Genomic DNA, 21,133 nt, shown 5'->3' with positions numbered 1-21,133 from the left:
TCAAGTCCGCGCGTTCGGACAGCCGGACCTGGCAGAGACTTGCGGACTTGGGGTCAGGCCAACTCCCCGACCTCCAGCAGGTCGGTGACGAGCGCGGCGATCGCCGAGCGCTCCGAGCGGGTCAGCGTGATGTGCGCGAACAGGCCGTGGCCCTTGAGGGTCTCGATCACGCTCGCGATGCCGTCGTGGCGGCCCACCCGCAGGTTGTCGCGCTGCTGGACGTCGTGCGTCAGCACCACCTTGGAGTTCTGGCCGATGCGGCTCAGCACCGTCAGGAGGACGTTGCGCTCGAGCGACTGCGCCTCGTCGACGATCACGAACGCGTCGTGCAGCGAGCGCCCGCGGATGTGCGTGAGCGGCAGCACCTCGAGCATGCCGCGCTCCACCACCTCGTCGAGCACGTTCTGCGACACGACCGACCCGAGGGTGTCGAACACCGCCTGCCCCCAGGGGTTCATCTTCTCGGCCTGGTCGCCGGGCAGGTAGCCGAGCTCCTGGCCGCCGACGGCGAACAGGGGGCGGAAGACGATGATCTTCTTCTGCTGCTGGCGCTCCAGGACCGCCTCCAGGCCGGCGCACAGCGCGAGGGCCGACTTGCCCGTGCCGGCCTTGCCGCCGAGCGAGACGATCCCGACGTCCGGGTCGCTGAGCAGGTCGATCGCGATGCGCTGCTCCGCGGAGCGGCCGTGCAGTCCGAAGACGTCGGCGTCGCCGCGGACGAGGCGGTACGAGCCCTCCCCCGTGACGCGGCCGAGGGCCGAGCCGCGCTCGGACTGGATCACGAGGCCCGTGTTCACCGGGATGCCGACGACGTCGTCGTGCACGCCGACCTCGGTCTCGTACAGGTCGGCCATCTCGTCGCCCGAGAGCGCGAGCGTGGCCAGCCCCGTCCAGCCCGAGTCCACGGCCTGCTCGGCCAGGTACTCCTCGGCCTGGATGCCGAGCGAGGCCGCCTTCACCCGCATCGGCAGGTCCTTCGAGATCACCGTGACGGCCTGACCGTCGTTCATGAGGTGCATGGCGACGGCGAGGATGCGCGAGTCGTTGTCGGCCAGCCGGATGCCGCTGGGCAGCACGGACTGGTCGGTGTTGTTGAGCTCGACGCGCAGGGTGCCGCCCTCGCCGACGGGGACCGGGAAGTCGAGCCGCCCGTGCTCGACGCGCAGGTCGTCGAGGTGCCGCAGCGCCTGCCGGGCGAAGTAGCCGAGCTCCGGGTCGTGGCGCTTGGCCTCGAGCTCGCCGATCACCACGACCGGGATCACGACGGAATGCTCCGCGAACCGGAAGAACGCGCGCGGATCGCTCAGCAGCACCGACGTGTCGAGCACGTAGGTCCGCAGATCCTGATCCTGCGCCTGCACCGTCGTGCGAGCGGAACGCTGCTGACGCTGCACCGTGTTGCCAGTGGTCACAACCCACTCCCCGCCCCGGGCTCTGCCCGGCTCACTGCGAGTCGACCGTGGGCCACGAGTCGAGGCTGTTGCGGCCGACTCGACCGGGCGCTTTGCCCGATGCCCTGAACGTACGACCGTCCGGGTGTGCCGAGGCGCGACACCCCGGAGATGTCGCATTACGGGTGTGTGAACAACCGCTGAATGCGGCGGCGGGCGTCAGACGATCTTCTGCGCGAACGCGGCGAGCGCGTCCTCGAGCATGCCGAACGTCGCGTCGTCCGTGCCGACGTGCGGGGCGATGCGCACGAGGTTGCTGCGCGAGGTCACCGTCACGCCACGGTTGGCCAGGGCCGCGCCGAGTGACGCGACGTGCCCGGGCCGCGGCGCGAGGGCGACGAAGCCGGCGCGACGCTCCGGCTCGCGCGGGGTGAGCACCGGCACGCCGTACTCGTCGGCGAGGGCGATCACGCGGTCGGTCAACGCCGCGAGCTCCTGCTCGATCGCGGCGACCCCGACCGACGCGACCTCGCCGGCGGCCACGGCGAGGCGCCCGGCCGCGAGCCAGTCGGGCTGCGACACGCGGTACGCCTGCGGCGAGCCGACGGGGGCGGGCACCTCGTCCCACGTGATCCCCGTCTCGGTCGCCGGGTGGCCCGACAGGACCGGGCGGATCGCCGCGCGCGCCCGCGCGCTGAACCAGGCGAAGCCGGTGCCGCGACCCGCGCGCAGCCACTTGTAGCCGTGGCCGCACACGACGTCGGCGGCGGCGTAGTCGGCCTCGATCACGCCGAAGCCCTGCGTGTCGTCGACGATGAGCAGGCGGTCCTCGCCGATCGCCTCGCGCAGGCCGCGCAGGTCGGCGCGGAAGCCGGTGCGGGAGTCCACGAGGCTCACCGCGAGCGCGCGCGTGTCGTCGTCGAGGTGGTCGGCGACGACCTCGGGCGTGACGAAGCCCGACGGCGGCTCCATCCACTGCGGCTGCACGAGCCCGAACGACTCGGCGGCGCGCACGAGCAGCGTGGGGATCGTGGGGAACTCCGCCACGGAGGCGAGCACCCCGCCGCTGAGTCCGTAGAGCGCGTGCATCATGCCGTAGCTCGTCGAGGGCTGCAGCGTGACCTCGTCGGGCGATCCGCCGAGCAGCCCGGCCAGCGCCTCGCGGGCCTCCTGCTCGCGGCCGGCGACGTAGTCGATGCTCGTGGCGCGGCCGGTGCCGAGCATCTCGATGTCGGCGACGACCTCCTCGCGCACGGTGGTCGACAGGGGCCCGAAGGCGGCGAAGTTCAGGTAGCCGGGTTCACCGGTGAACGTGTCGCGATACGCCGAGATGTTGCTCACCCGATCATCATGGCAGAGCGCTCCGGCTCCCCGGGCACCCGGGCGTGCTCAGCCGCCGAAGCGGCGCTCGCGCGTGGTGTAGTCGCGGATGGCGCGCAGGAAGTCGATGTGGCGCAGGTCCGGGCCGAGCGCCTCGACGAAGTAGAACTCGCTGTGCGCGCTCTGCCACACGAGGAAGTCGCTGAGTCGCTGCTCGCCGCTCGTACGGATGACGAGATCGGGATCGGGCTGCCCTCCCGTGTAGAGGTGCTCGCCGATCTCCTCGGGCGTGAGGCTCGCGGCCAGCTCCTCGAGCGAGCCGCCCCGCTCGTCGTGCTTCTGGATGATCTTGCGCACGGCATCGACGATCTCCGCGCGACCGCCGTAGCCCACCGCGAGGTTCACGTGCAGGCCGGCGTTGCCCTCCGTGCGGCGCTCCGCGTCGGCCAGCGCCGACACGAGCGAGGGCGGCAGCGCCTCGGTCCGGCCCACGTGCTGCACGCGCCAGTCGCCGCGCTCGGCCAGCCGGCCCGCGAGCCCCTCGATGATCTCGATGAGGTCGCTCAGCTCGGCGGCGTCGCGCTTGCGCACGTTGTCGTTGGACAGCAGGTACAGCGTGACGACGCCGACGCCGAGCTCGTCGCACCACTCGAGGAACTCGACCATCTTCTTCGCGCCGGCGCGGTGGCCGTGCGCCGCGGTGTCGAATCCCAGCTGGCGCGCCCACCGGCGGTTGCCGTCGATCATCATCGCGACGTGATGCGGCACGGCGGCAGAGTCGATCTCGCGCCGCAGGCGCGCGGTGTAGAGCCGGTAGAGGGGTCCCAGCCCCTGCCCCGAACGTCCACTGTTCACGGCACTACGCTACCCGGTCGATCCCGGGCACCCGCCCCGCGGTGTACGTGCCACGGCATGTGCCGGCGCGTACGCTCGGAGCATGAGCCGTCCGTCCCGCGCGCCCGAGGTGCCCCAGCTGCCCCTGCTCGATGCGGCCGCCGTCGACGCGGTCGTCGACGTCAAGCCCAGCTGGCGGGGCTGGATCCACGCCGGCACCTTCCCCGTGGCGATCGCCGCCGGGATCGTCCTCATCTGTCTCGCGCAGGGCTCGACCGCCAAGTGGGCGTCTGCGGTGTTCATGGCCTCGTCGCTGCTGCTGTTCGGCAACTCCGCGGTCTACCACCGCTTCGACTGGGGCCCGCGCGTCAAGGCGGTGCTCAAGCGCATCGACCACGCCAACATCCTGATCCTCATCGCCGGCACCTACACGCCGATCGCCCTGCTCGCCCTGCCCTCGCGCGAGGGCGTGCTGCTGCTGAGCCTCGTGTGGGCGGGAGCCGTGGCCGGCATCCTCTTCCGCGTGCTGTGGATCGGTGCGCCCCGCTGGCTCTACGTGGCCCTGTACCTCGCGCTCGGCTGGGCCGCCGTGATGTACATGCCGCAGCTGTTCCGCGCGAACCTGGCGATGGTGATCCTCGTCATCGTCGGCGGCGCGCTGTACACGATCGGCGCCGTGGTCTACGCGATGAAGCGCCCCAACCCGATCCCGCGGCACTTCGGGTTCCACGAGATCTTCCACGTGTGCACGGTGCTGGCGTTCCTGTGCCACTGGACCGCCGCCCTGCTGCTGGCGATCGACCCGCCGTTCAACGGGCCCGCCTGAGTCAGCGGCTGCCGGCGTCGTCCGTGCGCGGGCCCTGCGCGGCGTCACCGCGGTCGCCCGCCTCGGCCTCCTCGGCCTCCTCGGCGAGGGCGCGCTGCTCGGCATCGAGCGCCTCGTTGGCCTCCTCGCGATAGCGCACCCGGCGCACGCGGCGCAGCATGTCGAAGACGAGCGCCACGACGACGAGCACGAGCAGCGCGACGACGGCGAATCCCATCGGGCCGGGCGTGACGAGCTCCGGGTCCACCGTGGGCGTCGGGGTGGGCGTGGGCGCCTGTGCGACGATCCAGCCGAGTCCGTGCATTCTGTCCTCATCTTCCCGACGTAGCCTGGAGTACCAGCCTACGTTCCCCCGTCCCCGGAGATTCCCGTGACCACACAGGCCCAGCTCGACGAGCGCTACGGACGCGCGCGCGGCGGACGCCTGCGCCCGGGGTGGATCGCGGTGGGCGCCGTCGCCCTCGCGGCGATCGGCTGGCTGTCGTGGACGACGATCTCGTCGACGATCGACGATGTCGGCATCGACGATCTGGGGTTCGAGGTGACCGGGGAGCACGCGGTCGAGGTGTCGTTCCAGTTCACCGCGCCGGCCGGCCGCGACGTCGCCTGCGCCCTCGAGGCGCTCGACGAGGACTTCGGCGTCGTGGGCTTCACGGTGTTCGAGTACCCGGCGGGACAGTCCCACGCGCAGAAGCACCGCGAGACGATCCCCACCGTCGCGGAGGCCACGACGGGTTTGGTGAACTCCTGCTGGGTGTCGTAGGCTGACGCTCCAGACCATCTGACGCCTCGGCACTTGCCGGGGCGTCTTTCACATCCTGCGACGAAGGGATACCGCCGTGTCGGACGACACCACGTTCCTCACCCAGGAGGCGTACGATCGCCTCGCCGCCGAGCTCGAGCACCTCTCGACCACGGGGCGCGAGGACATCGCCAAGCGCATCGAGGCCGCGCGCGAGGAGGGCGACCTTCGCGAGAACGGCGGCTACCACGCCGCCAAGGACGAGCAGGGCAAGATGGAGGCCCGCATCCGCACGCTCCAGGCGCTGCTCAAGGACGCCGTCGTCGGCGAGGCGCCGGAGTCGGACGGCACCGTCCAGTCGGGTACGGTCGTGACCGCCCTCGTGCTGGGCGACGAGGAGAAGTTCCTGCTCGGCAGCCGCGAGATCGCCGGCGGCACCGACCTCGACGTGTACAGCGAGAAGAGCCCCCTCGGCGCGGCGATCCTCGGTCTCAAGGAGGGCGACAGCACCACCTACGAGGCACCCAACGGCAAGCAGATCCCCGTCGAGATCGTCAAGGTCGAGACCTTCATCCCCTGAGCCCATCGGCCTCAGCGGGTCCCTTCATCTGCGGCCCTACGCGCCTCCGTTCAGGAACCGCCGGGTTCTCCCCGACCGGTTGCTGAACGGGGCGGCGCAGCCGCGGACCTGAGGCGACCGCCGCAACACGCGCAACGGCCGGTCAGTCGGGCATGAGCTCGGGGCGGAAGCCCGCATCGCGCAGCGCCTGCAGCACGAGATCGCGGTGCTCGGTGCCCCGCAGCTCGACCGACACCTGAAGGTTGACCTCGCTGATCTGCAGGCCCTGACCGTGGCGGGTGTGCATCACCTCGATGACGTTGCCGCCAGCCTCGGCGATCACCTGCGACACCTGCACGAGCTGGCCGGGGCGATCGGGCAGCGGGATGCGCACCGTCATGTAGCGGCCCGACGCCGCCAGACCGTGGGCGATGATCCGCTGCATGAGGAGCGGGTCGATGTTGCCGCCCGAGAGGATCGCGACGGTGTGGCCCGTCGCTCGGAACTTGCCCGCCATGATCGCCGCCACGCCCACGGCGCCGGCCGGTTCGACCACCACCTTCGCCCGCTCGAGCAGCGCCAGCAGCGCCCGCGCGATGTCGTCGTCGCTGACGGTGACGACCTCGTCGACGAGCTCGCGGATCACCTCGAACGGCACGTCTCCCGGGCGGGAGACGAGGATGCCGTCGGCGATCGTGGGCTTCGTCTCGATCTCGACCGGCGCACCGGCCTGCAGCGACCGCGGCACGGGCGCGGCGTTCTCGGCCTGCACGCCGATCACCCGGACCGTGCGGCCGGACGCGGCGGCGCGGGCCTTGGCGGCGGCCGCGACGCCGGCGATGAGCCCGCCGCCGCCGATGCCCATGACGATCGTGTCGACGTCGGGTACGTCGTCCATCACCTCGAGGCCGAGGGTGGCCTGCCCCGTGACGATGTCGCGGTGGTCGAACGGGTGCACGAGCACGGCACCGGTGCGGGCCGCGTGCTCGGCCGCGAGGCGCAGCGGCTCGGCGACGGTCTCGCCGGCGAGCACCACCTCGGCGCCGTAGCCGCGGGTGGCCAGCAGCTTGGGCACGGGCACGCCGAGGGGCATATAGATCGTCGCCGCGATGCCCAGCTCGCGCGCCGCCAGCGCCACGCCCTGCGCGTGGTTGCCGGCCGACGCCGCCACCACGCCGCGCGCCCGCTCCTCCGGGGTGAGCCGCGAGAGGCGGTACGTGGCGCCCCGGATCTTGAACGATCCCGTGCGCTGGAGGTTCTCGAGCTTGAGGCTCACGGGCTGTCCCAGCACCTCGGTGAGGTGGAGCGACGGCTGCACGGGCGTGCGCTCGATGACCCCGCCGAGGCTGCGCGCCGCCGCCTCGATCTCGGCCAGCGACGGAATGGCGGCGGTGCTCGGGAGGGGTCCGGTCATCGTCATGCGCGCTTCCCTTCGGTCGGGTCGTCGTCCGGTTCGTCGCGGCCGATCGTGCGGGGCACGGTGCTCCAGATGAGGTCGGCGTCCGGCGGCGCCCCGGTGCGCCACGAGCCGCTGGCGAGCGTCACGGCCACGACGTTGACGAAGGCGGCCACGGGCACGGCGAACAGGGCGCCGGCGATCCCGCCGATCATCGATCCGCCGGCCACGACGAGCACGACCGCGAGCGGGTGCACCTTGACGGCAGATCCCATGAGCAGGGGCTGCAGCAGGTGGCTCTCGACCTGCTGCACGAGCAGGACGACCGCGAGCATGGCCAGCGCGATCCAGGGCCCGTTGTAGACGAGCGCGATCACCACGGCGACGGCGCCGGTGACGATCGCGCCTACGAAGGGCACGAAGGCGCCGAGGAAGACGAGCACGGCGATCGGGATCGCCAGCGGCACGCCGAGCAGCAGGGCGCCGATCCCGATGCCCACGGCGTCGATCGTCGCGACGATGATCTGCGTGCGCGCGTAGTTGATGAGGGTCTGCCAGCCGTTGCGGGCCGACGCGTCGACCGCCGCGCGCGCGGGCCGCGGGAACAGCCGCAGGGTCCAGCGCCAGATCGACGCCCCGTCGGCGAGCAGGCAGATGAGGATGAAGATGGCCAGCAGCAGACCGGTGCCGAGGTGGCCGACCGTGGTGCCGACCGTGAGCGCGCCGCTGAGGAGGGCATCGGCCTGCTCCCGCACGAACTCGACGACCGCGCCGAACGCGTCGCTGATCTGCTGCTCGGTGAGCAGCCCGCTCTCGATCGCCCACGTCCGCAGATCGGTGATCGCCTGGGCCGCGCGATCGCGCACCTCGCCGGCCTGCCGGCTCACCTGCCACACCACGAGCCACACGAGGCCGACCACGATCGCCAGGGTCCCGACCACCGACACGATGATCGCGAGGATCCGCGGCATCCGCAGTCGCAGCATCAGGGTGAAGCCGGGATAGAGCAGCGCGGTGATGAGGATCGCGACGAGGATCGGGATCACGAGGAGCTTGAACGTGATCACGAGCCACACGATCACCGCGGCGGCGCCGGCGATCACGAGGAAGCGCCAGGCGTAGGCCGTGGCGATCCGCAGTCCCGGCGGCACCTCACCCGGCTCCGCGGGGCGCGTCTCGCCGCCCGGCAGCGTCACCGGGCGAGCCCGCAGGAAGTCCCAGAACCCCCCGCGCCGATTCTCGTCGCTCATCTGGCTCAGTCTAGGTCCCCGCCGTATGCGCGCACCGGGATACGTCGCGCGAGCCCGCGGGGCGGGTCAGGGGGCCAGGAAGGCCGACATGAGGGGGCCGGCCGTCGCCGCTCCCCCGTCGCCGCGCTCCACGAACACGGCGACCGCGAGATCCTCCTGGAACGCGATCATCCACGCGTGCGTCGCGAGGTTCCCCTCCGCGTCGGGCTCGCCGAACTCCGCCGTGCCGGTCTTGGCGGCCACGGGCGGCTGCAGCGCCGCGAGGAACGTCGCGGAGCCGTCGGTGACGACGCCGCGCATCAGCTCGCGCAGGGTCACCGCCTCCTCCGCCGTGAGCGTCGAGGCGGTCTGGTCGGCCTCGTCCGCGACGAAGAACGGGCGCACGGTCTGCCCGGCGGCCACCGACGCGGCCACGGTCGCCATGCCCAGCGGGGTCTCGGTGACGATGCCCTGGCCGATGAGGTTGGCGGCGTGCGCCGTCTGCGAGTCGGCGTCGTCCGGACCGACCACGCCGAGGGCCTCGGCGGCATCGCGCAGGTCGGCGTCGGTGATGCGCTCGTGCTGGCCGATGAGCGCCGTGTTGCAGGAGTGCGCGATCGCGTCGCGCAGCGGGATGTCGCCGATCGCCGTGTCCGGATAGTCGCCGTAGTTGTGGAACGTGTATCCGTCGACGGCGACCTCGTCGGCGCACGAGACGACATCGTCGGGGCTCATGCCGCTGCGCAGCAGGGCCAGCGCGGTGACGACCTTGAACGTCGATCCCGGCGCGTAGCGGCCGGTCGTGGCCGCGTCGAAGCCGCCGTTCGCCGGCCCGTTGGCGGCCGCGAGGATCTCGCCCGTCGACGGGCGGATCGCCACGAGCGCGCTGGTCGAGGTCGTGCCGGCCAGCACGTCCTCCGCGCGCTGCTGCAGCGCGATGTCGAGGCTCACCTGCAGCGGCTCGCCCTCCTCGGCGGGCCACTCCGCCAGCACGCGCGGCTCCGCACCCTCCTCGCCCGTGGTCGCGGCGATCGTGACCGCGGGCGTGCCGCGCAGCCGATCGTTGTGGGCGGCCTGCAGTCCGGACAGTCCGGTCTGCTCGCCGGGCCCGATCTCGCCGTCGGAGTTCTCGATGATCTCGGCCGTGGCCTCGCCGACCGTGCCGAGGATCTCGCGCGCAAAGGTGCGGGTGGGGGCGAGCTGCATGGTCGTGTCGATCGCGCTGGCGCCCGGGATGTCCGCGAAGTCGGCGGCCACGCGCGTGGCCGCGTCCTCCGGCCGCAGCGTGATCGCCTCGACGAACGCCAGCTCGCCCATGGCCGCGGCGCGGCCGGCGAACTCGTCGGCGTCCACCTGCACGGCGGCCGCGATCGCCCGCGCGCTCTGCTCCACCTGGCCCGCATCGATCCAGCTCTTGTCGAGTCCGTAGCGCGTGACCGGCCGCTCGGTCACGATCGGCTGGCCGTCGCCCCCGAGGATCGCGGCCCGGGGCGGGAACTGCCGCGTCACGGTGAGCGTCTCGCCCTCCTCCAGGCCATCGGCCACGAGCGAGGGCGCGAAGGGCAGCGTCCACTCGCCCGCCTCGTCGTCGCGCGTGAGGGTGAGCGTCTGCTCGTAGCGCCACTCGCGCCCATCGATGCCCCAGGCCCAGGTGAGCGGCACGCTCGCGGTGCCGCCGCCGCCGCGCTCGGGCTCGCCCGCCGTCACGTCGACGGCGTAGCCGGCCAGCGGCTCCACGAGCGCCTCGAAGTCGGAGCCGCCCTCGACGACGGCCGGCAGCTCGTGGTGCTCGAGCGCCGACTCGAGGCCGGCCACGGCGTCGTCGAGCCCGTCGTCGCCGGGCGCGCAGCCGACGAGCGCGGCGGTGGCGAGAAGGACGAGGGCGGAGGCAGACACGATCCGAGACATCGCCGCCAGTATGACAGCGGCCGGCGACACCGGGCGCCGCACGCGCCCGCGACGACCGCGCCGCACCCCGCGGATTGTCGGCGCCCGCCGGTACCGTGGACGGCGTGGGGAACCAACCGATCGAGATGCTCAGCCCGGCGCAGGCGCGGCGCATCGCGCTGGGCGCGCAGGGCCTCTCCGGCGCGCGACCGGCGACGGCGGGAACGGCGCGGCTGCACGGCGTGATGGAGCGCCTGGGCGCGCTCCAGATCGACTCCGTCAACGTCTTCGCCCGCACGCACTACATGCCGCACTACTCCCGGCTCGGCGCGTACGACCGCGACGCCCTCGACCGGATGCTGTTCGGGCGCCGCAAGCGATACGTCGAGTACGTCGCGCACGAGGCGGCTCTCGTGGCCGCCGACGACTGGCCGCTGTGGCGGTTCCGGATGGACGACTTCCGCGCCCGCTACGCCGCCCCCGGCACCTGGGCGCATGACCACGCGGCCACGCTCGACCGCCTGCGCGCCGAGCTCGCCGACCGCGGCCCGCTGCGGCCCGCCGAGTTCGCGCAGGCGTCGCCCCGCGTCGCGCGCGGGCCGTGGTGGGACTGGGACGACGTCAAGCGCGGTCTTGAGATGCTGTGGCGCTTCGGCGACGTCGCGATCGCGGAGCGCCGCGGCTTCGAGCGCGTCTACGCGCTGACGGAGCACGTCATCCCCGCCGGCGCGCTGCACCGCGAGCTGGCGCGGCCCGACGCCGTGCGCGAGCTCGTCGCCCGCGCCGCGCGCGCCTCCGGCGTGGCCACCGCCGCCGACCTCGGCGACTACTACCGCCTCAAGGCCCGCGACGCCGTCCCGGCGATCGCCGAGCTCGTCGACGCCGGCGTGCTGCTGCCGGTGCGCGTGGCGGGATGGGAGCGCGCCGGCCGGCCGGTGCCCGCATACCTGCACCGCGACGCCGTCGTGCCGCGCCGGGTCGACCGCACCGCCCTGCTGAGCCCGTTCGACCCGGTGGTGTGGTTCCGCGACCGCGCGCTGCGGTTGTTCGGCTTCGACTACCGGATCGAGATCTACGTGCCGGCCGAGAAGCGCCGCTACGGGTACTACTCGCTGCCGGTGCTCGTGGGCGACCGCCTCGCCGCCCGCGTCGACCTGAAGGCCGACCGCGCCGGCTCCGCCCTGCTCGTGCAGTCGGCGTGGTGGGAGCCGGGGGCGCCCCAGGACGCGGCCGAGCGCATCGCCGCCGAGCTGCGGCACGCCGCGCGCTGGCAGGGGCTCGAGCGCGTGTCGGTGTCGGGATGGGGCGATGCCGCCCACGACATCGCCGCCGCCCTGCCCGACACGGAGCGCCACGACCACCCGCGCGCTCCCCTCGCGCCCGCCACAGCGCTGCCGCGCCCGGTCCCCGCGGAGAGGGCGTCATGACGAGCTCCTGGGACCTCGACGGCACCGCCCCGACCCCGGCGCCCGCGAAGCCGCGCCACCGTCGGCGCATCCCCGCGTGGGCGATCGGGCTCCTCGCCCTGATCGTCGTCGGCGCCGGGCTCGGCGTCTGGTGGGCCTCGAGCCGCGGCCCGGATGCGCGCGACGTCGCCGAGCAGTACCTCGCGGCGCTCGAGGAGGGCGACGTCTCGGCCCTGCGGCGCGTCACCGGCGCCTCGATCGAGGATCCGGCGATCCAGGCCTTCGCGCAGGCGAGCTCCTACGTCGCCGACGCCACGCTCGAGGGCGTGCAGACCTCGGGCGACCGCGCCACCGCGCGGGCGAGCGTGACCCTCGGCGGCGAGACCCACACGTTCGAAAGCCCCATGGAACGCTCCGACGGTGTGTGGCGCATGGGCGACGTGATCACGGTCACGGCCGAGCCGAGCATCGGCGACACCGTGGCGATCGGCGAGCTGTCCTTCGCGGCCGGGGAGCCGATCCGGCTGTACCCCGCGCAGTACGAGCTGACGAGCCTGCCGGGCGAGGTCCTCGACGGATCCGCCACCGTGACCGCCCTCCCCGGGGCGGACCCCGCCGCGGTGGAGGTGCCGCAGACCTTCGTCGACGAGGCGCAAGAGGTGGTGCAGGAGCGCCTCGCCGCGCACGCCGAGGAGTGCGCCGCGGCCACCGACGCCATTCCCGAGGCCTGCGGCATCGTCGTGCCCTGGCCGGCCGACCTGCGCGAGTTCCGCGGCGTCGCCTTCACGATCGACCACCTGCCGTGGGTGGAGATCGACACCGAGGCGATGACGTTCGCTGCCACCGGCGGCTCGCTCACCGCGGCCGTCACGGGCATCGCCCACGACGGCTCCGAGGAGACGTTCACGTACCGCGCCGACGACTGGACCCTGCGTGGGACGATGGAGGTCGCGGACGGCCGGCTCGTGCTGTCCGTGTTCTGACACCGCGATCCCCGGGGAGGACCATGGCCGACGTCGAGAGCTTCCAGCTCGATCACACCGCCGTCATCGCACCGTACGTGCGGCTCATCGCCACCGAGCACGGCCCGCTGGGCGGCACGATCTCGAACTTCGATCTGAGGTTCGTCCAGCCCAACGAGGGCGAGATCCCCACGGCCGGACTGCACACCATCGAGCACCTGCTCGCGAGCCTCCTGCGCGATCGCCTCGACGGCGTCATCGACTGCTCGCCGTTCGGCTGCCGCACCGGCTTCCACCTCATCATGTGGGGCGAGCGCACGCCCGAGGAGATCGCCCCGGCACTGGCCGACAGCCTGCACGCGATCGCCGAGCAGGTGGCCTGGGAGGACGTGCCCGGCGTGAGCGCCGAGGGCTGCGGCAACTACCGAGACCACAGCCTCCACAGCGCCCGCGAATGGGCCGCCCGCATCGTCGCGCAGGGCTTCAGCGTCGATCCCTTCGAGCGCGTGGGCGTCGTGTACTGATCCGCCGACGGCGAAGGCCCGGCCCCTCGCGGGACCGGGCCTTCGTGCGGTTCTCAGAACTGCAGGTGCTCGATGGGCAAGTGCCGTTCTTTCAGAACTGCACGCGCGGCGGTTCGGCGATCGCGGCGCCGTCGACCACCTCGAAGAACTCGCGCTCGTGGAAGCCCAGCTGGCGGGCGAAGAGGTTGTTGGGGAACACCTTGATCTTGGTGTTCAGCTCGCGCACGCCGCCGTTGTAGAAGCGGCGCGAGGCCTGGATCTTGTCCTCGGTGTCGACGAGCGACTGCTGCAGCTGGAGGTAGTTCTGGCTCGCCTGCAGCTGCGGGTACGCCTCGGCCACCGCGAAGAGGCTCTTCAGCGCCTGCTCCATGTGCCCCTCGGCCACACCGGCATCGCGCGGCGTGGTGGCCTGGAGGGTTTCGGCGCGGGCGCGCGTGACGTTCTCGAAGACGGCCTTCTCGTGGGCGGCGTAGCCCTTCACCGTCTCGATGAGGTTCGGTATCAGGTCGGCTCGCCGCTTGAGCTGGACCGTGATGTCGCTCCACGCCTCGTCGACGCGCACGTTGAGCTGCACGAGCGAGTTGTACGTCGCCCACAGGTAGATGCCGATCGCGACGACGAGCACCACGATGATGCCGACGGGAATGAGCCATTCCATGAGAACCCCCTCTTGCCTCTGACATCCTATGCCGGTCGTTCCGGGCGCACGGGGGAATCCGCGGCATTCCTCCTGTGAGCGATCGCGGCGGTAGCGTCGTCGGGTGACTCTCTCGCTCCGCATCGCTGATCCGTCCGACGTCCCCGCGATCGTCTCGCTCGTCGAGTCCGCCTACCGCGGCGAGGCCAGCCGCGCCGGCTGGACGACGGAGGCCGACCTGCTCGACGGCCAGCGCACCGACGCCGATCAGGTGTCGGGGCTGCTGGGCCCGGGCGGCTCCGTGGTGCTGCTCGCGGAGCGCGACGGCGCACCGGTGGCGTGCTGCCACCTGGAGCACCGCGGCGACCACGCCTACTTCGGGATGTTCGCGGTGGACCCGCGCGCGCAGGCCGGCGGCATCGGGCGCGCGGTGCTGGCCGAGGCCGAGCGGTTCGCCCGCGCGGAGTGGTCGGTGAGCCAGCTGCGGATGACGGTGATCACCGCACGCGAGGACCTCATCGCCTGGTACGAGCGGCGCGGGTACCGCCGCACGGGCGAGCACAGCCCGTTCCCCTACGGCGACGAGCGCTTCGGCATCCCCCGCCGGGACGACCTCGCGTTCGAGACGCTCGTGAAGCCGCTCGGCGTCGCCGCGGACTGACGCTCAGGCGCGCGCCGGGTCGAGCGAGAGGCCGCTGACGAACTCGCGCCGTTCGCCGGTGATCGGGTCGTCGAACGCGAGCCGCTCGGCCAGCAGCTGCAGCGTGTGGCGGAAGTCGTACGGGTCGGGCCCGAGATCGACCGGGTAGACGGGATCGCCCAGCAGCGGCATGCCGAGGCCGTTCATGTGCACGCGCAGCTGGTGGGTCTTGCCCGTGTGCGGCGTGAGCACGAACTCCCCCGCCCACGCATCGCCGTGCCGGAACGTGCGCACGAGACGCACCGACGTGTGCGCGTTCGGCTCGCCGGGGATCTCGCGCACCGGCCGCTCGCCGTCGACCTTGAGCAGGCGGCTGCGCACCTCGCGCTCGTCGCCGCTCTCGAGCCCGAGCGGCAGCGGCTCGCCGGGCGTCCACCCGCGCGGCAGCCAGGCGAGCGCGCGGTAGACCTTCTCGATCCCGCGACGCTGGAACAGCACCTGGTAGGCGCCGCGCGTCTGCGGGCGCCGCGAGAGCACGAGCAGCCCCGCCGTCACGCGGTCGAGCCGGTGGATGGCCACGAGGTCGTCCTCGCCCCGCTGCACGCGCAGCCGGGTGACCACGCACTCGCGCACGAAGACGCCGTTGGGGGTGGACGCGAGGAAATGCGGCTTGTCGACGACGAGGAGGTCGTCGTCCTCGTGCACGATCCGCACCTCGAACGGCACCCGGTCCTCGTACGGGATCGGCTTGTGGAACCAGTAGAACCCGCCGGGCCGCACGGGGTCATCCAGCGCCACCGGCGCGCCGGCGGCGTCGACGAGCGCGCCCTCCCCGACGAAGTACTCCGGATCCAGCGGCTGCTGGCCGAAGGCCTGCTCGCGGCCCATCGTGGTGGGGATGACGACGTCGACGAGCCACTCGCGCACGGTGGCGGGGACGGGAAGGTGCGCGGCATCGTGTGTCTCGCGCCCGCCGGGGGCGCGCAGCCGCGCCGCGGCGATCCCGTCGCGCGGCGGCAGGGCGGCGTTGCGTCGCAGCGACCTCACGCGATCACCGCGCCCCGGTGGGGGATCCGGCTCAGAACCACTCGCTCTCGCGCACCGCGCGCATCGCCTTGGCCCGCTCCTCCTTGGGCAGCCGCTGCAGGTACACGACGCCGTCGAGGTGATCGGTCTCGTGCTGGAGCATCTGCGCGAACAGCCCCTCGCCCTCGAGCACGATCTTCTGCCCGTCCAGGTCGATGCCCTCCACGCGCGCGTACGGGTGGCGCAGCGCCTCGTGCCACAGGTTGGGCACCGACAGGCAGCCCTCCCCCGTCGGCACCGGCTCGCCGCGCACCTCGACCACGCGGGGGTTGAGGATGTAGCCGACCTCGTCGTCCACGTTGTAGCTGAAGGCGCGCAGCCCCACGCCGATCTGGGGCGCGGCGACGCCGGCGCGGCCGGGCAGCTTCACGGTGTCGATCAGGTCGTCGACGAGCGCGCGGATGCCCTCGTCGATCTGCTCGATCTCGGCGGCCGGGGTGCGCAGCACCGGGTCGCCGTAGATGCGGATCTCGCGGACGGTCACTTCGTCGCCCCGTGGCGGGTGCCCGAACGCAGCCCCTCCACGACGCGGGCGGCGAGTTCGCGCGCCGCCAGGCGCGTCTCGGGCTTGAGCTCGGCGTACGTGATCGCGCTGCCGGTGGCGAGGGCGGGGTCGTACGGCAGGCGCACGACGGCACGCACGCGGCTGGTGAAGTGGGCCTCCAGCTCGTCGAGCCGCACGAGCGGCGTGCCCGGCGTGGACTGGTTGAGCACGACGACGGCGCGCTCGACGAGGTCGCCGCGGCCGTGCGCCTCGAGCCACGTGAGCGTCTCGGAGGCCAGGCGCGCCTCGTCCACGCTCAGGCCCGCGACGACAACGAGCTCGTCGGCGAGGTCGAGCGTGCCCTCCATGACCGAGTGCACCATGCCGGTGCCCGTGTCGGTGAGGACGATCGAGTAGTAGTGCGCGGCCACCTCGGCGACCGTGCGGTAGTCGTCGTCGCCGAACGCGGCCGCCACGTGCGGATCGGCGTCGGAGGCGAGCACGTCCAGGCGCGTCTCGTCGCGCGCGACGAGGCCCGACATGTCGGCGTAGCCGTTGATCTTGGCGTGATCGCGCACGACGTCGCGCACCGTGCGGCCCGTGCGGCCGGCGACGCGCTCGGCGAGCGTGCCGCGGTCGGGGTTGGCGTCGACGGCCACGACGCGGTCGTCGCGCGCGTCGGCGAGCGCCATGCCCAGCAGCGTGGTGACGGTGGTCTTGCCGACGCCGCCCTTGCGGCTGAGCACCGGCACGAAGCGGGCGCCACCGTGCAGCGGGGCCGAGATGCGGGCGCTGAGCTCCTTGCGGGCGCGCACCTTGGCGCTGTCGCCGGGGTTGATCAGCCCGCGCGTGGCGCGGTAGATCAGCGAGCGGAACACGCCCTCCGGCTCCGGGCGCGCCTGCGCCGACGGCTCGATGAGACGGTCGCTCGTGAGCTGGTCGGCGCTCTCGGCGCCGGCGGCGTTGACCCGCTTGGACTCGACGGGGCGCGCGACGAAGCGCGTCGCCGCCACGGCCGACGCGGGCTGCGCGGCGTTGTCGCCGGGGGTGTTGGTCACGGTGTCGTCCTTCGGGATCTGCGGTGCGTCCGCGGCGACGTGCGCCGGCGCGGGTTCGGGCTCCGGTTCGGGTTCCGGCTGCGGCAGGGGCTCGGGGGCCGGTTCCGGGATCGGCTCGGGCTCCGGGACCGGCTCGGGCTCCGGGGCCGGCTCGGGCTCCGGGGCGGGCTCTGGCTCGGGGATCGGCTCCGGCTGGGGCCCGGGGGCCGGCGCGGGTTCCGGCACCGGGTCGATGACGGCCTCGCCCTCGCGCTCCGGGCTCTCCGCCGGGGCGACCTCATCCGCGTGCTCGTCCACGACCTCGGCCTCGTCGCCCTCGTCCTCGGCGGCGCCGCGGTCGCCGATCGACGCGCGGGCGGCGATGAGGGCCTCGGCGATGCGGGCACGCGCGGAGGCGACGGGATCCGACGCGACGCGCTCCTCCGGCGCCGCGGGAACGTCCACGTCGATCTCGCCCGTCTCGGCCACGATCTCGCCCTCCTCGGGCTCGTCGAGGGCGTCGTCGTCGGTGTCGGCGGGCAGCTCGAGCACGATCCTGCCGAGGGACAGGTCCGCGGGGGCGTCGTCGACGACATCGACGTCGTCGTCGAGGTCCTCGTACCCGCGCGGCAGCGTCACGCGCACCTGCGAGGTCCGGGTCCCGACGACGCCGATCACGGTCGTATCGGCGGCGGCGTCCCCCAGGACTCCGTGGTCCTCGGGCTCGTCGTGCCGCTCCTTCTTGTCAGGCGTCACAGATAGAAACTACTCGGCCGGTGCGACGACGACCAAAAGGTCGCCCGCCTCGACCTGCGCCGTGGCCCCGATCGCGAGGCGCTCGATGCGCCCGTCGACCGGCGCCGTGATGGCCGCCTCCATCTTCATCGCCTCGATCGCGGCCACCGGCTGACCGGCCTTCACCTCGTCGCCGGCGGCGACCTTGAGCGTCACGACGCCGGCGAACGGCGCCGCCACGTGGCCGCGCTGCGCCGGGTCGGCCCTCTCGGCCTGTCGTGTCTCGACGGTGATGCTGCGGTCGCGCACGTACACCGGCCGCAGCTGGCCGTTGAGGGTGGTCATCACCGTGCGCATGCCCTTGGCGTCGGCCTCGCCGATCGCCTCGAGGCCCACGTACAGCTGCACGCCGGGGTCGATCTCCGCGACGTGCTCCTCGCCCGGCCTCAGGCCGTAGAGGTAGTCGGGCGTGCCGAGGGCGGACAGGTCGCCGTAGGCCTCGCGATTCGCCTCGAACTCGGCGGCCGGGCCGGGGAACATCAGGCGGTTGAGCGTGCGCCGGCGGGTCGCGGTGTCGCCGGCGAGCCCCTCGCGCTGTTCGTCGGTGAGCTCCACGGCCCCCACCGACACCTCGCGGCCCGCGAGCACCTTGGAGCGGAACGGCTCGGGCCATCCGCCGGGCAGATCGCCCAGCTCGCCGGCCATGAAGCCGACGACCGAGGCGGGGATGTCGTACGCCTGCGGGTTCTGCTCGAAATCCGCCGGGTCCGCGTCCGCGGCGACGAGGGCCAGGGCGAGGTCGCCCACCACCTTCGACGACGGGGTGACCTTGGGGATGCGCCCGAGGATGCGATCCGCGGCGGCGTACATGTCCTCGATGCGCTCGAAGCGGTCGGCCAGGCCCAGCGCGATCGCCTGCTGACGCAGGTTGGACAGCTGGCCGCCGGGGATCTCGTGGTGGTACACGCGCCCGGTCGGTGCGGGCAGGCCCGACTCGAACGGCCGGTACAGCTGGCGCACGGCCTCCCAGTACGGCTCGAGATCGCTCACGGCCTGCAGGTCGAGGCCCGTGTCGCGCTCGGTGTGCGCGAGGGCGGCCACGAGCGCCGTGAGCGACGGCTGGCTCGTCGTTCCCGACATCGGCGCCGCGGCCGCGTCGACGGCGTCCACCCCGGCGGCGCTGGCCGCCAGGAGGGTGGCCAGCTGCCCGCCCGCGGTGTCGTGCGTGTGCAGGTGCACCGGCAGGTCGAACCGCTCGCGCAGCGCCGTCACGAGCTTCGCCGCCGCGGCCGGCCGCAGCAGGCCCGCCATGTCCTTGATCGCCAGCACGTGCGCGCCGGCCTCGACGATGCGATCGGCCAGCCGCAGGTAGTAGTCGAGCGTGTAGAGCGACTCGGCGGGGTCGAGCAGGTCGCCCGTGTAGCAGACCGCAACCTCGGCCACCGCGGTGCCGGTCTCGCGCACGGCCCGGATCGCCGGGGTCATCTGCGAGACGTCGTTGAGGGCGTCGAAGATGCGGAAGATGTCGACGCCCGTCGCCGCCGCCTCGCGCACGAACGCGTCGGTGACCTCGGTCGGGTAGGGCGTGTAGCCGACGGTGTTGCGCCCGCGCAGCAGCATCTGGATCGGGAGGTTCGGCATCGCCTCGCGCAGCGCCGCCAGCCGCTCCCAGGGGTCCTCGGCGAGGAAGCGCAGCGCCACGTCGTAGGTGGCGCCGCCCCACGCCTCCACGCTGAGCAGCTGCGGCGTCATGCGCGACACGTGCGGGCCGACGCGGACGAGATCGCGGGTGCGCACGCGCGTGGCCAGCAGCGACTGGTGCGCGTCGCGGAACGTCGTCTCGGTGACGGCGAGGGCGGTCTGCTCGCGCAGGGCGCGCGCGAAGCCCTCCGGGCCCAGCTCGCGCAGGCGCTGCAGGTTGCCGGCCGGCGCCGGGGCCTTCAGGTCGATCGCCGGCAGCTTGCTGCCGGGCGAGAGCATCACCGGCTTCTCGCCGTACGGGCGGTTCACGGTGACGTCGGCGAGCCAGTTCAGCAGCTTCGTGGCGCGGTCGCGCGACGGGTTGCTCCGCAGCAGCTCGGGACGCTCGTCGATGAAGGCGGTGCTGAGGTCGCCCACCACGAACGCCGGGTCGTCGAGCACGGCCCGCAGGAACGGGATGTTCGTGGCGACGCCGCGGATGCGGAACTCCGCCAGCGCCCGCTTGGCCCGGGCCACCGCGGCGGGGAAGTCGCGCGCCCGACAGGTGAGCTTGGCGAGCATCGAGTCGAAGTGGGGGCTGATCTGCGACCCGGCCGCCGTCGTGCCGCCGTCGAGGCGGATGCCCGCGCCGCCCGGCGAGCGGTAGGTCGTGATGCGCCCGGTGTCGGGGCGGAAGCCCTGCGAGGGGTCCTCCGTCGTGATCCGGCACTGCAGCGCGGCCCCGCGCAGCACGATGCGGTCCTGCGTGAGCCCGAGGTCCGCGAGCGTCTCGCCGGCCGCGATGCGCATCTGCGACTGGACGAGGTCGACGTCGGTGACCTCCTCGGTCACCGTGTGCTCCACCTGGATGCGCGGGTTCATCTCGATGAAGACGACCTCGCCGGCCCGCTCCCCCGCCGTCTCGAGCAGGAACTCCACGGTGCCGGCGTTCTCGTAGCCGATCGACTCGGCGAACGCGACCGCGTAGCGGTGCAGATCCTGGCGGATCGCGTCATCGAGGTTCGGCGCCGGCGCGATCTCGATGACCTTCTGGTGGCGCCGCTGCACCGAGCAGTCGCGCTCGAACAGGTGCACGGTCGCGCCGGTCTTGTCGGCGAGCACCTGCACCTCGATGTGGCGCGGGCGCACCACCGCCTGCTCGAGGAAGACGCGGGCATCGCCGAACGCGGCGCCGGCCTCGCGCATGGCGGCCTCGAGTGCCTCGGGCAGCCCGTCGGGGGTCTCGACGCGCCGCATGCCGCGGCCGCCGCCGCCGGCGACGGCCTTGACGAAGATGGGGAAGCCGATGTCGCCGGCCTGCGCCACGAGCGCGTCGACGTCGTCCGACGCCTCGGTGGAGCGCAGCACCGGCACGCCGGCGGCGATCGCGTGCTCCTTGGCGGTGACCTTGTTGCCCGCCATCTCGAGCACCTTCGCGGCCGGCCCGATGAACGTGATGCCGTTCTCGGCGGCGCGCGCGGCGAGCTCGGGGTTCTCGGAGAGGAAGCCGTAGCCGGGGTAGATGGCGTCGGCCCCGGCGTGCAGCGCCACGCGGATGATCTCGTCGACGTCCAGGTAGGCGCGGACGGGATGGCCCGGCTCCCCGATCTCGTAGGACTCGTCCGCCTTCTGCCGATGCAGCGAGCCGCGGTCTTCGAACGGGAAGACGGCGACGGTTCGGGCGCCGAGCTCGTACGCGGCGCGGAAGGCGCGAATGGCGATCTCGCCACGATTCGCGACAAGAACCTTCGAGAACAT

Annotated in this window: 19 protein-coding genes; 7 read left to right on the top strand and 12 right to left on the bottom strand. The window is 73.0% G+C overall.

Annotation, left to right across the window (positions count from 1 at the left end):
* Positions 1-53: 53 nt before the first annotated feature.
* From phoH2 to E3O41_RS05235, 3 genes are all read right to left on the bottom strand, one after another.
* On the bottom strand, positions 54-1,394 hold the full coding sequence (gene phoH2 / locus E3O41_RS05245) for an RNA 5'-3' helicase PhoH2 (RefSeq protein WP_240482488.1): 1,341 nt from the start codon (positions 1,392-1,394) through the stop codon (positions 54-56).
* A 216-nt stretch (positions 1,395-1,610) separates the two neighbouring features.
* A complete protein-coding gene (locus E3O41_RS05240) occupies positions 1,611-2,732 on the bottom strand; it encodes an aminotransferase class V-fold PLP-dependent enzyme (protein WP_067027924.1) in 1,122 nt (373 codons plus the stop codon).
* A 48-nt stretch (positions 2,733-2,780) separates the two neighbouring features.
* A complete protein-coding gene (locus E3O41_RS05235) occupies positions 2,781-3,566 on the bottom strand; it encodes an isoprenyl transferase (protein WP_067027926.1) in 786 nt (261 codons plus the stop codon).
* An 82-nt stretch (positions 3,567-3,648) separates the two neighbouring features.
* Here E3O41_RS05235 and trhA point away from each other — a divergent pair, with 82 nt between their 5' ends.
* Positions 3,649-4,371, top strand: a complete 723-nt coding sequence (trhA, locus tag E3O41_RS05230) for a PAQR family membrane homeostasis protein TrhA (protein ID WP_135012126.1) — start codon at positions 3,649-3,651, stop codon at positions 4,369-4,371.
* Position 4,372: 1 nt separating this feature from the next.
* Here trhA and E3O41_RS14115 read toward each other — a convergent pair whose 3' ends face one another.
* Positions 4,373-4,675, bottom strand: coding sequence for a hypothetical protein (locus E3O41_RS14115; RefSeq protein ID WP_067027930.1), 303 nt, complete (start codon positions 4,673-4,675; stop codon positions 4,373-4,375).
* A gap of 66 nt (positions 4,676-4,741) precedes the next feature.
* On the opposite strand from E3O41_RS14115, the gene E3O41_RS05220 reads away from it, so the two are divergent.
* Positions 4,742-5,134 carry a DUF4307 domain-containing protein gene (locus E3O41_RS05220; RefSeq protein WP_067027932.1) on the top strand — a complete coding sequence of 131 codons (393 nt, stop codon included), beginning with the start codon at positions 4,742-4,744 and terminating at the stop codon, positions 5,132-5,134.
* A 76-nt stretch (positions 5,135-5,210) separates the two neighbouring features.
* Positions 5,211-5,693, top strand: coding sequence for a transcription elongation factor GreA (greA, locus tag E3O41_RS05215; RefSeq protein WP_067027934.1), 483 nt, complete (start codon positions 5,211-5,213; stop codon positions 5,691-5,693).
* Positions 5,694-5,835: 142 nt separating this feature from the next.
* Here greA and ilvA read toward each other — a convergent pair whose 3' ends face one another.
* The 3 genes from ilvA to E3O41_RS05200 form a co-directional block, all read right to left on the bottom strand.
* Entirely contained in the window at positions 5,836-7,092 is a 1,257-nt protein-coding gene (ilvA, locus tag E3O41_RS05210; RefSeq protein ID WP_240482481.1) for a threonine ammonia-lyase, read from the bottom strand.
* The gene (locus E3O41_RS05205) at positions 7,089-8,318 is read right to left on the bottom strand and encodes an AI-2E family transporter (protein ID WP_067027936.1); all 1,230 of its coding nucleotides are present in this window, start codon (positions 8,316-8,318) and stop codon (positions 7,089-7,091) included. Before E3O41_RS05205 ends, ilvA begins: the two co-directional genes overlap by 4 nt.
* A gap of 66 nt (positions 8,319-8,384) precedes the next feature.
* On the bottom strand, positions 8,385-10,205 hold the full coding sequence (locus E3O41_RS05200) for a penicillin-binding transpeptidase domain-containing protein (protein WP_067027938.1): 1,821 nt from the start codon (positions 10,203-10,205) through the stop codon (positions 8,385-8,387).
* A 125-nt stretch (positions 10,206-10,330) separates the two neighbouring features.
* Between E3O41_RS05200 and E3O41_RS05195 the strand changes: the two genes are divergently transcribed.
* Genes E3O41_RS05195 through E3O41_RS05185 form a run of 3 tightly spaced genes read left to right on the top strand, consistent with a single transcriptional unit; the run spans position 10,331 to position 13,076 of the window.
* Positions 10,331-11,611, top strand: coding sequence for a winged helix-turn-helix domain-containing protein (locus E3O41_RS05195; protein ID WP_067028133.1), 1,281 nt, complete (start codon positions 10,331-10,333; stop codon positions 11,609-11,611).
* Entirely contained in the window at positions 11,608-12,573 is a 966-nt protein-coding gene (locus E3O41_RS05190) for a hypothetical protein (protein WP_067027940.1), read from the top strand. Before E3O41_RS05195 ends, E3O41_RS05190 begins: the two co-directional genes overlap by 4 nt.
* A gap of 23 nt (positions 12,574-12,596) precedes the next feature.
* The gene (locus E3O41_RS05185; RefSeq protein ID WP_067027943.1) at positions 12,597-13,076 is read left to right on the top strand and encodes an S-ribosylhomocysteine lyase; all 480 of its coding nucleotides are present in this window, start codon (positions 12,597-12,599) and stop codon (positions 13,074-13,076) included.
* Positions 13,077-13,167: 91 nt separating this feature from the next.
* On the opposite strand, the gene E3O41_RS05180 is transcribed toward E3O41_RS05185, so the two are convergent.
* Complete coding sequence (locus E3O41_RS05180) at positions 13,168-13,734, bottom strand: LemA family protein (RefSeq protein WP_067027945.1); 567 nt, start codon at positions 13,732-13,734, stop codon at positions 13,168-13,170.
* 103 nt (positions 13,735-13,837) lie between these two features.
* Here E3O41_RS05180 and E3O41_RS05175 point away from each other — a divergent pair, with 103 nt between their 5' ends.
* Positions 13,838-14,374, top strand: a complete 537-nt coding sequence (locus tag E3O41_RS05175; RefSeq protein WP_067027947.1) for a GNAT family N-acetyltransferase — start codon at positions 13,838-13,840, stop codon at positions 14,372-14,374.
* A 3-nt stretch (positions 14,375-14,377) separates the two neighbouring features.
* On the opposite strand, the gene E3O41_RS05170 is transcribed toward E3O41_RS05175, so the two are convergent.
* The 4 genes from E3O41_RS05170 to E3O41_RS05155 are packed head-to-tail and all read right to left on the bottom strand — an operon-like array spanning position 14,378 to position 21,133.
* Positions 14,378-15,400, bottom strand: coding sequence for a pseudouridine synthase (locus E3O41_RS05170; RefSeq protein WP_240482483.1), 1,023 nt, complete (start codon positions 15,398-15,400; stop codon positions 14,378-14,380).
* A gap of 31 nt (positions 15,401-15,431) precedes the next feature.
* The gene (def, locus tag E3O41_RS05165) at positions 15,432-15,923 is read right to left on the bottom strand and encodes a peptide deformylase (RefSeq protein WP_067027949.1); all 492 of its coding nucleotides are present in this window, start codon (positions 15,921-15,923) and stop codon (positions 15,432-15,434) included.
* On the bottom strand, positions 15,920-17,716 hold the full coding sequence (locus E3O41_RS05160; RefSeq protein ID WP_067027951.1) for a MinD/ParA family ATP-binding protein: 1,797 nt from the start codon (positions 17,714-17,716) through the stop codon (positions 15,920-15,922). The genes def and E3O41_RS05160 overlap by 4 nt, the downstream gene beginning before the upstream one ends.
* 9 nt (positions 17,717-17,725) lie before the next feature.
* Positions 17,726-21,133, bottom strand: a complete 3,408-nt coding sequence (locus tag E3O41_RS05155) for a pyruvate carboxylase (RefSeq protein WP_067027953.1) — start codon at positions 21,131-21,133, stop codon at positions 17,726-17,728.

The organism is Microbacterium sediminis (genome assembly GCF_004564075.1).
GTDB classification, from domain to species: domain Bacteria; phylum Actinomycetota; class Actinomycetes; order Actinomycetales; family Microbacteriaceae; genus Microbacterium; species Microbacterium sediminis.
The sequence above is the reverse complement of the archived record's forward strand: the minus strand, read 5'-3'. Positions and strand labels throughout refer to the sequence as shown.

Coding starts and splice junctions, on each gene's coding strand:
- trhA (WP_135012126.1), top strand. CDS start 3,649: ATGAGCCGTCCGTCCCGCGCGCCCGAGGTGCCCCAGCTGCCCCTGCTC.
- E3O41_RS14115 (WP_067027930.1), bottom strand. CDS start 4,675: ATGCACGGACTCGGCTGGATCGTCGCACAGGCGCCCACGCCCACCCCG.
- ilvA (WP_240482481.1), bottom strand. CDS start 7,092: ATGACGATGACCGGACCCCTCCCGAGCACCGCCGCCATTCCGTCGCTG.
- E3O41_RS05205 (WP_067027936.1), bottom strand. CDS start 8,318: ATGAGCGACGAGAATCGGCGCGGGGGGTTCTGGGACTTCCTGCGGGCT.
- E3O41_RS05200 (WP_067027938.1), bottom strand. CDS start 10,205: ATGTCTCGGATCGTGTCTGCCTCCGCCCTCGTCCTTCTCGCCACCGCC.
- E3O41_RS05195 (WP_067028133.1), top strand. CDS start 10,331: ATGCTCAGCCCGGCGCAGGCGCGGCGCATCGCGCTGGGCGCGCAGGGC.
- E3O41_RS05190 (WP_067027940.1), top strand. CDS start 11,608: ATGACGAGCTCCTGGGACCTCGACGGCACCGCCCCGACCCCGGCGCCC.
- E3O41_RS05185 (WP_067027943.1), top strand. CDS start 12,597: ATGGCCGACGTCGAGAGCTTCCAGCTCGATCACACCGCCGTCATCGCA.
- E3O41_RS05180 (WP_067027945.1), bottom strand. CDS start 13,734: ATGGAATGGCTCATTCCCGTCGGCATCATCGTGGTGCTCGTCGTCGCG.
- E3O41_RS05155 (WP_067027953.1), bottom strand. CDS start 21,133: ATGTTCTCGAAGGTTCTTGTCGCGAATCGTGGCGAGATCGCCATTCGC.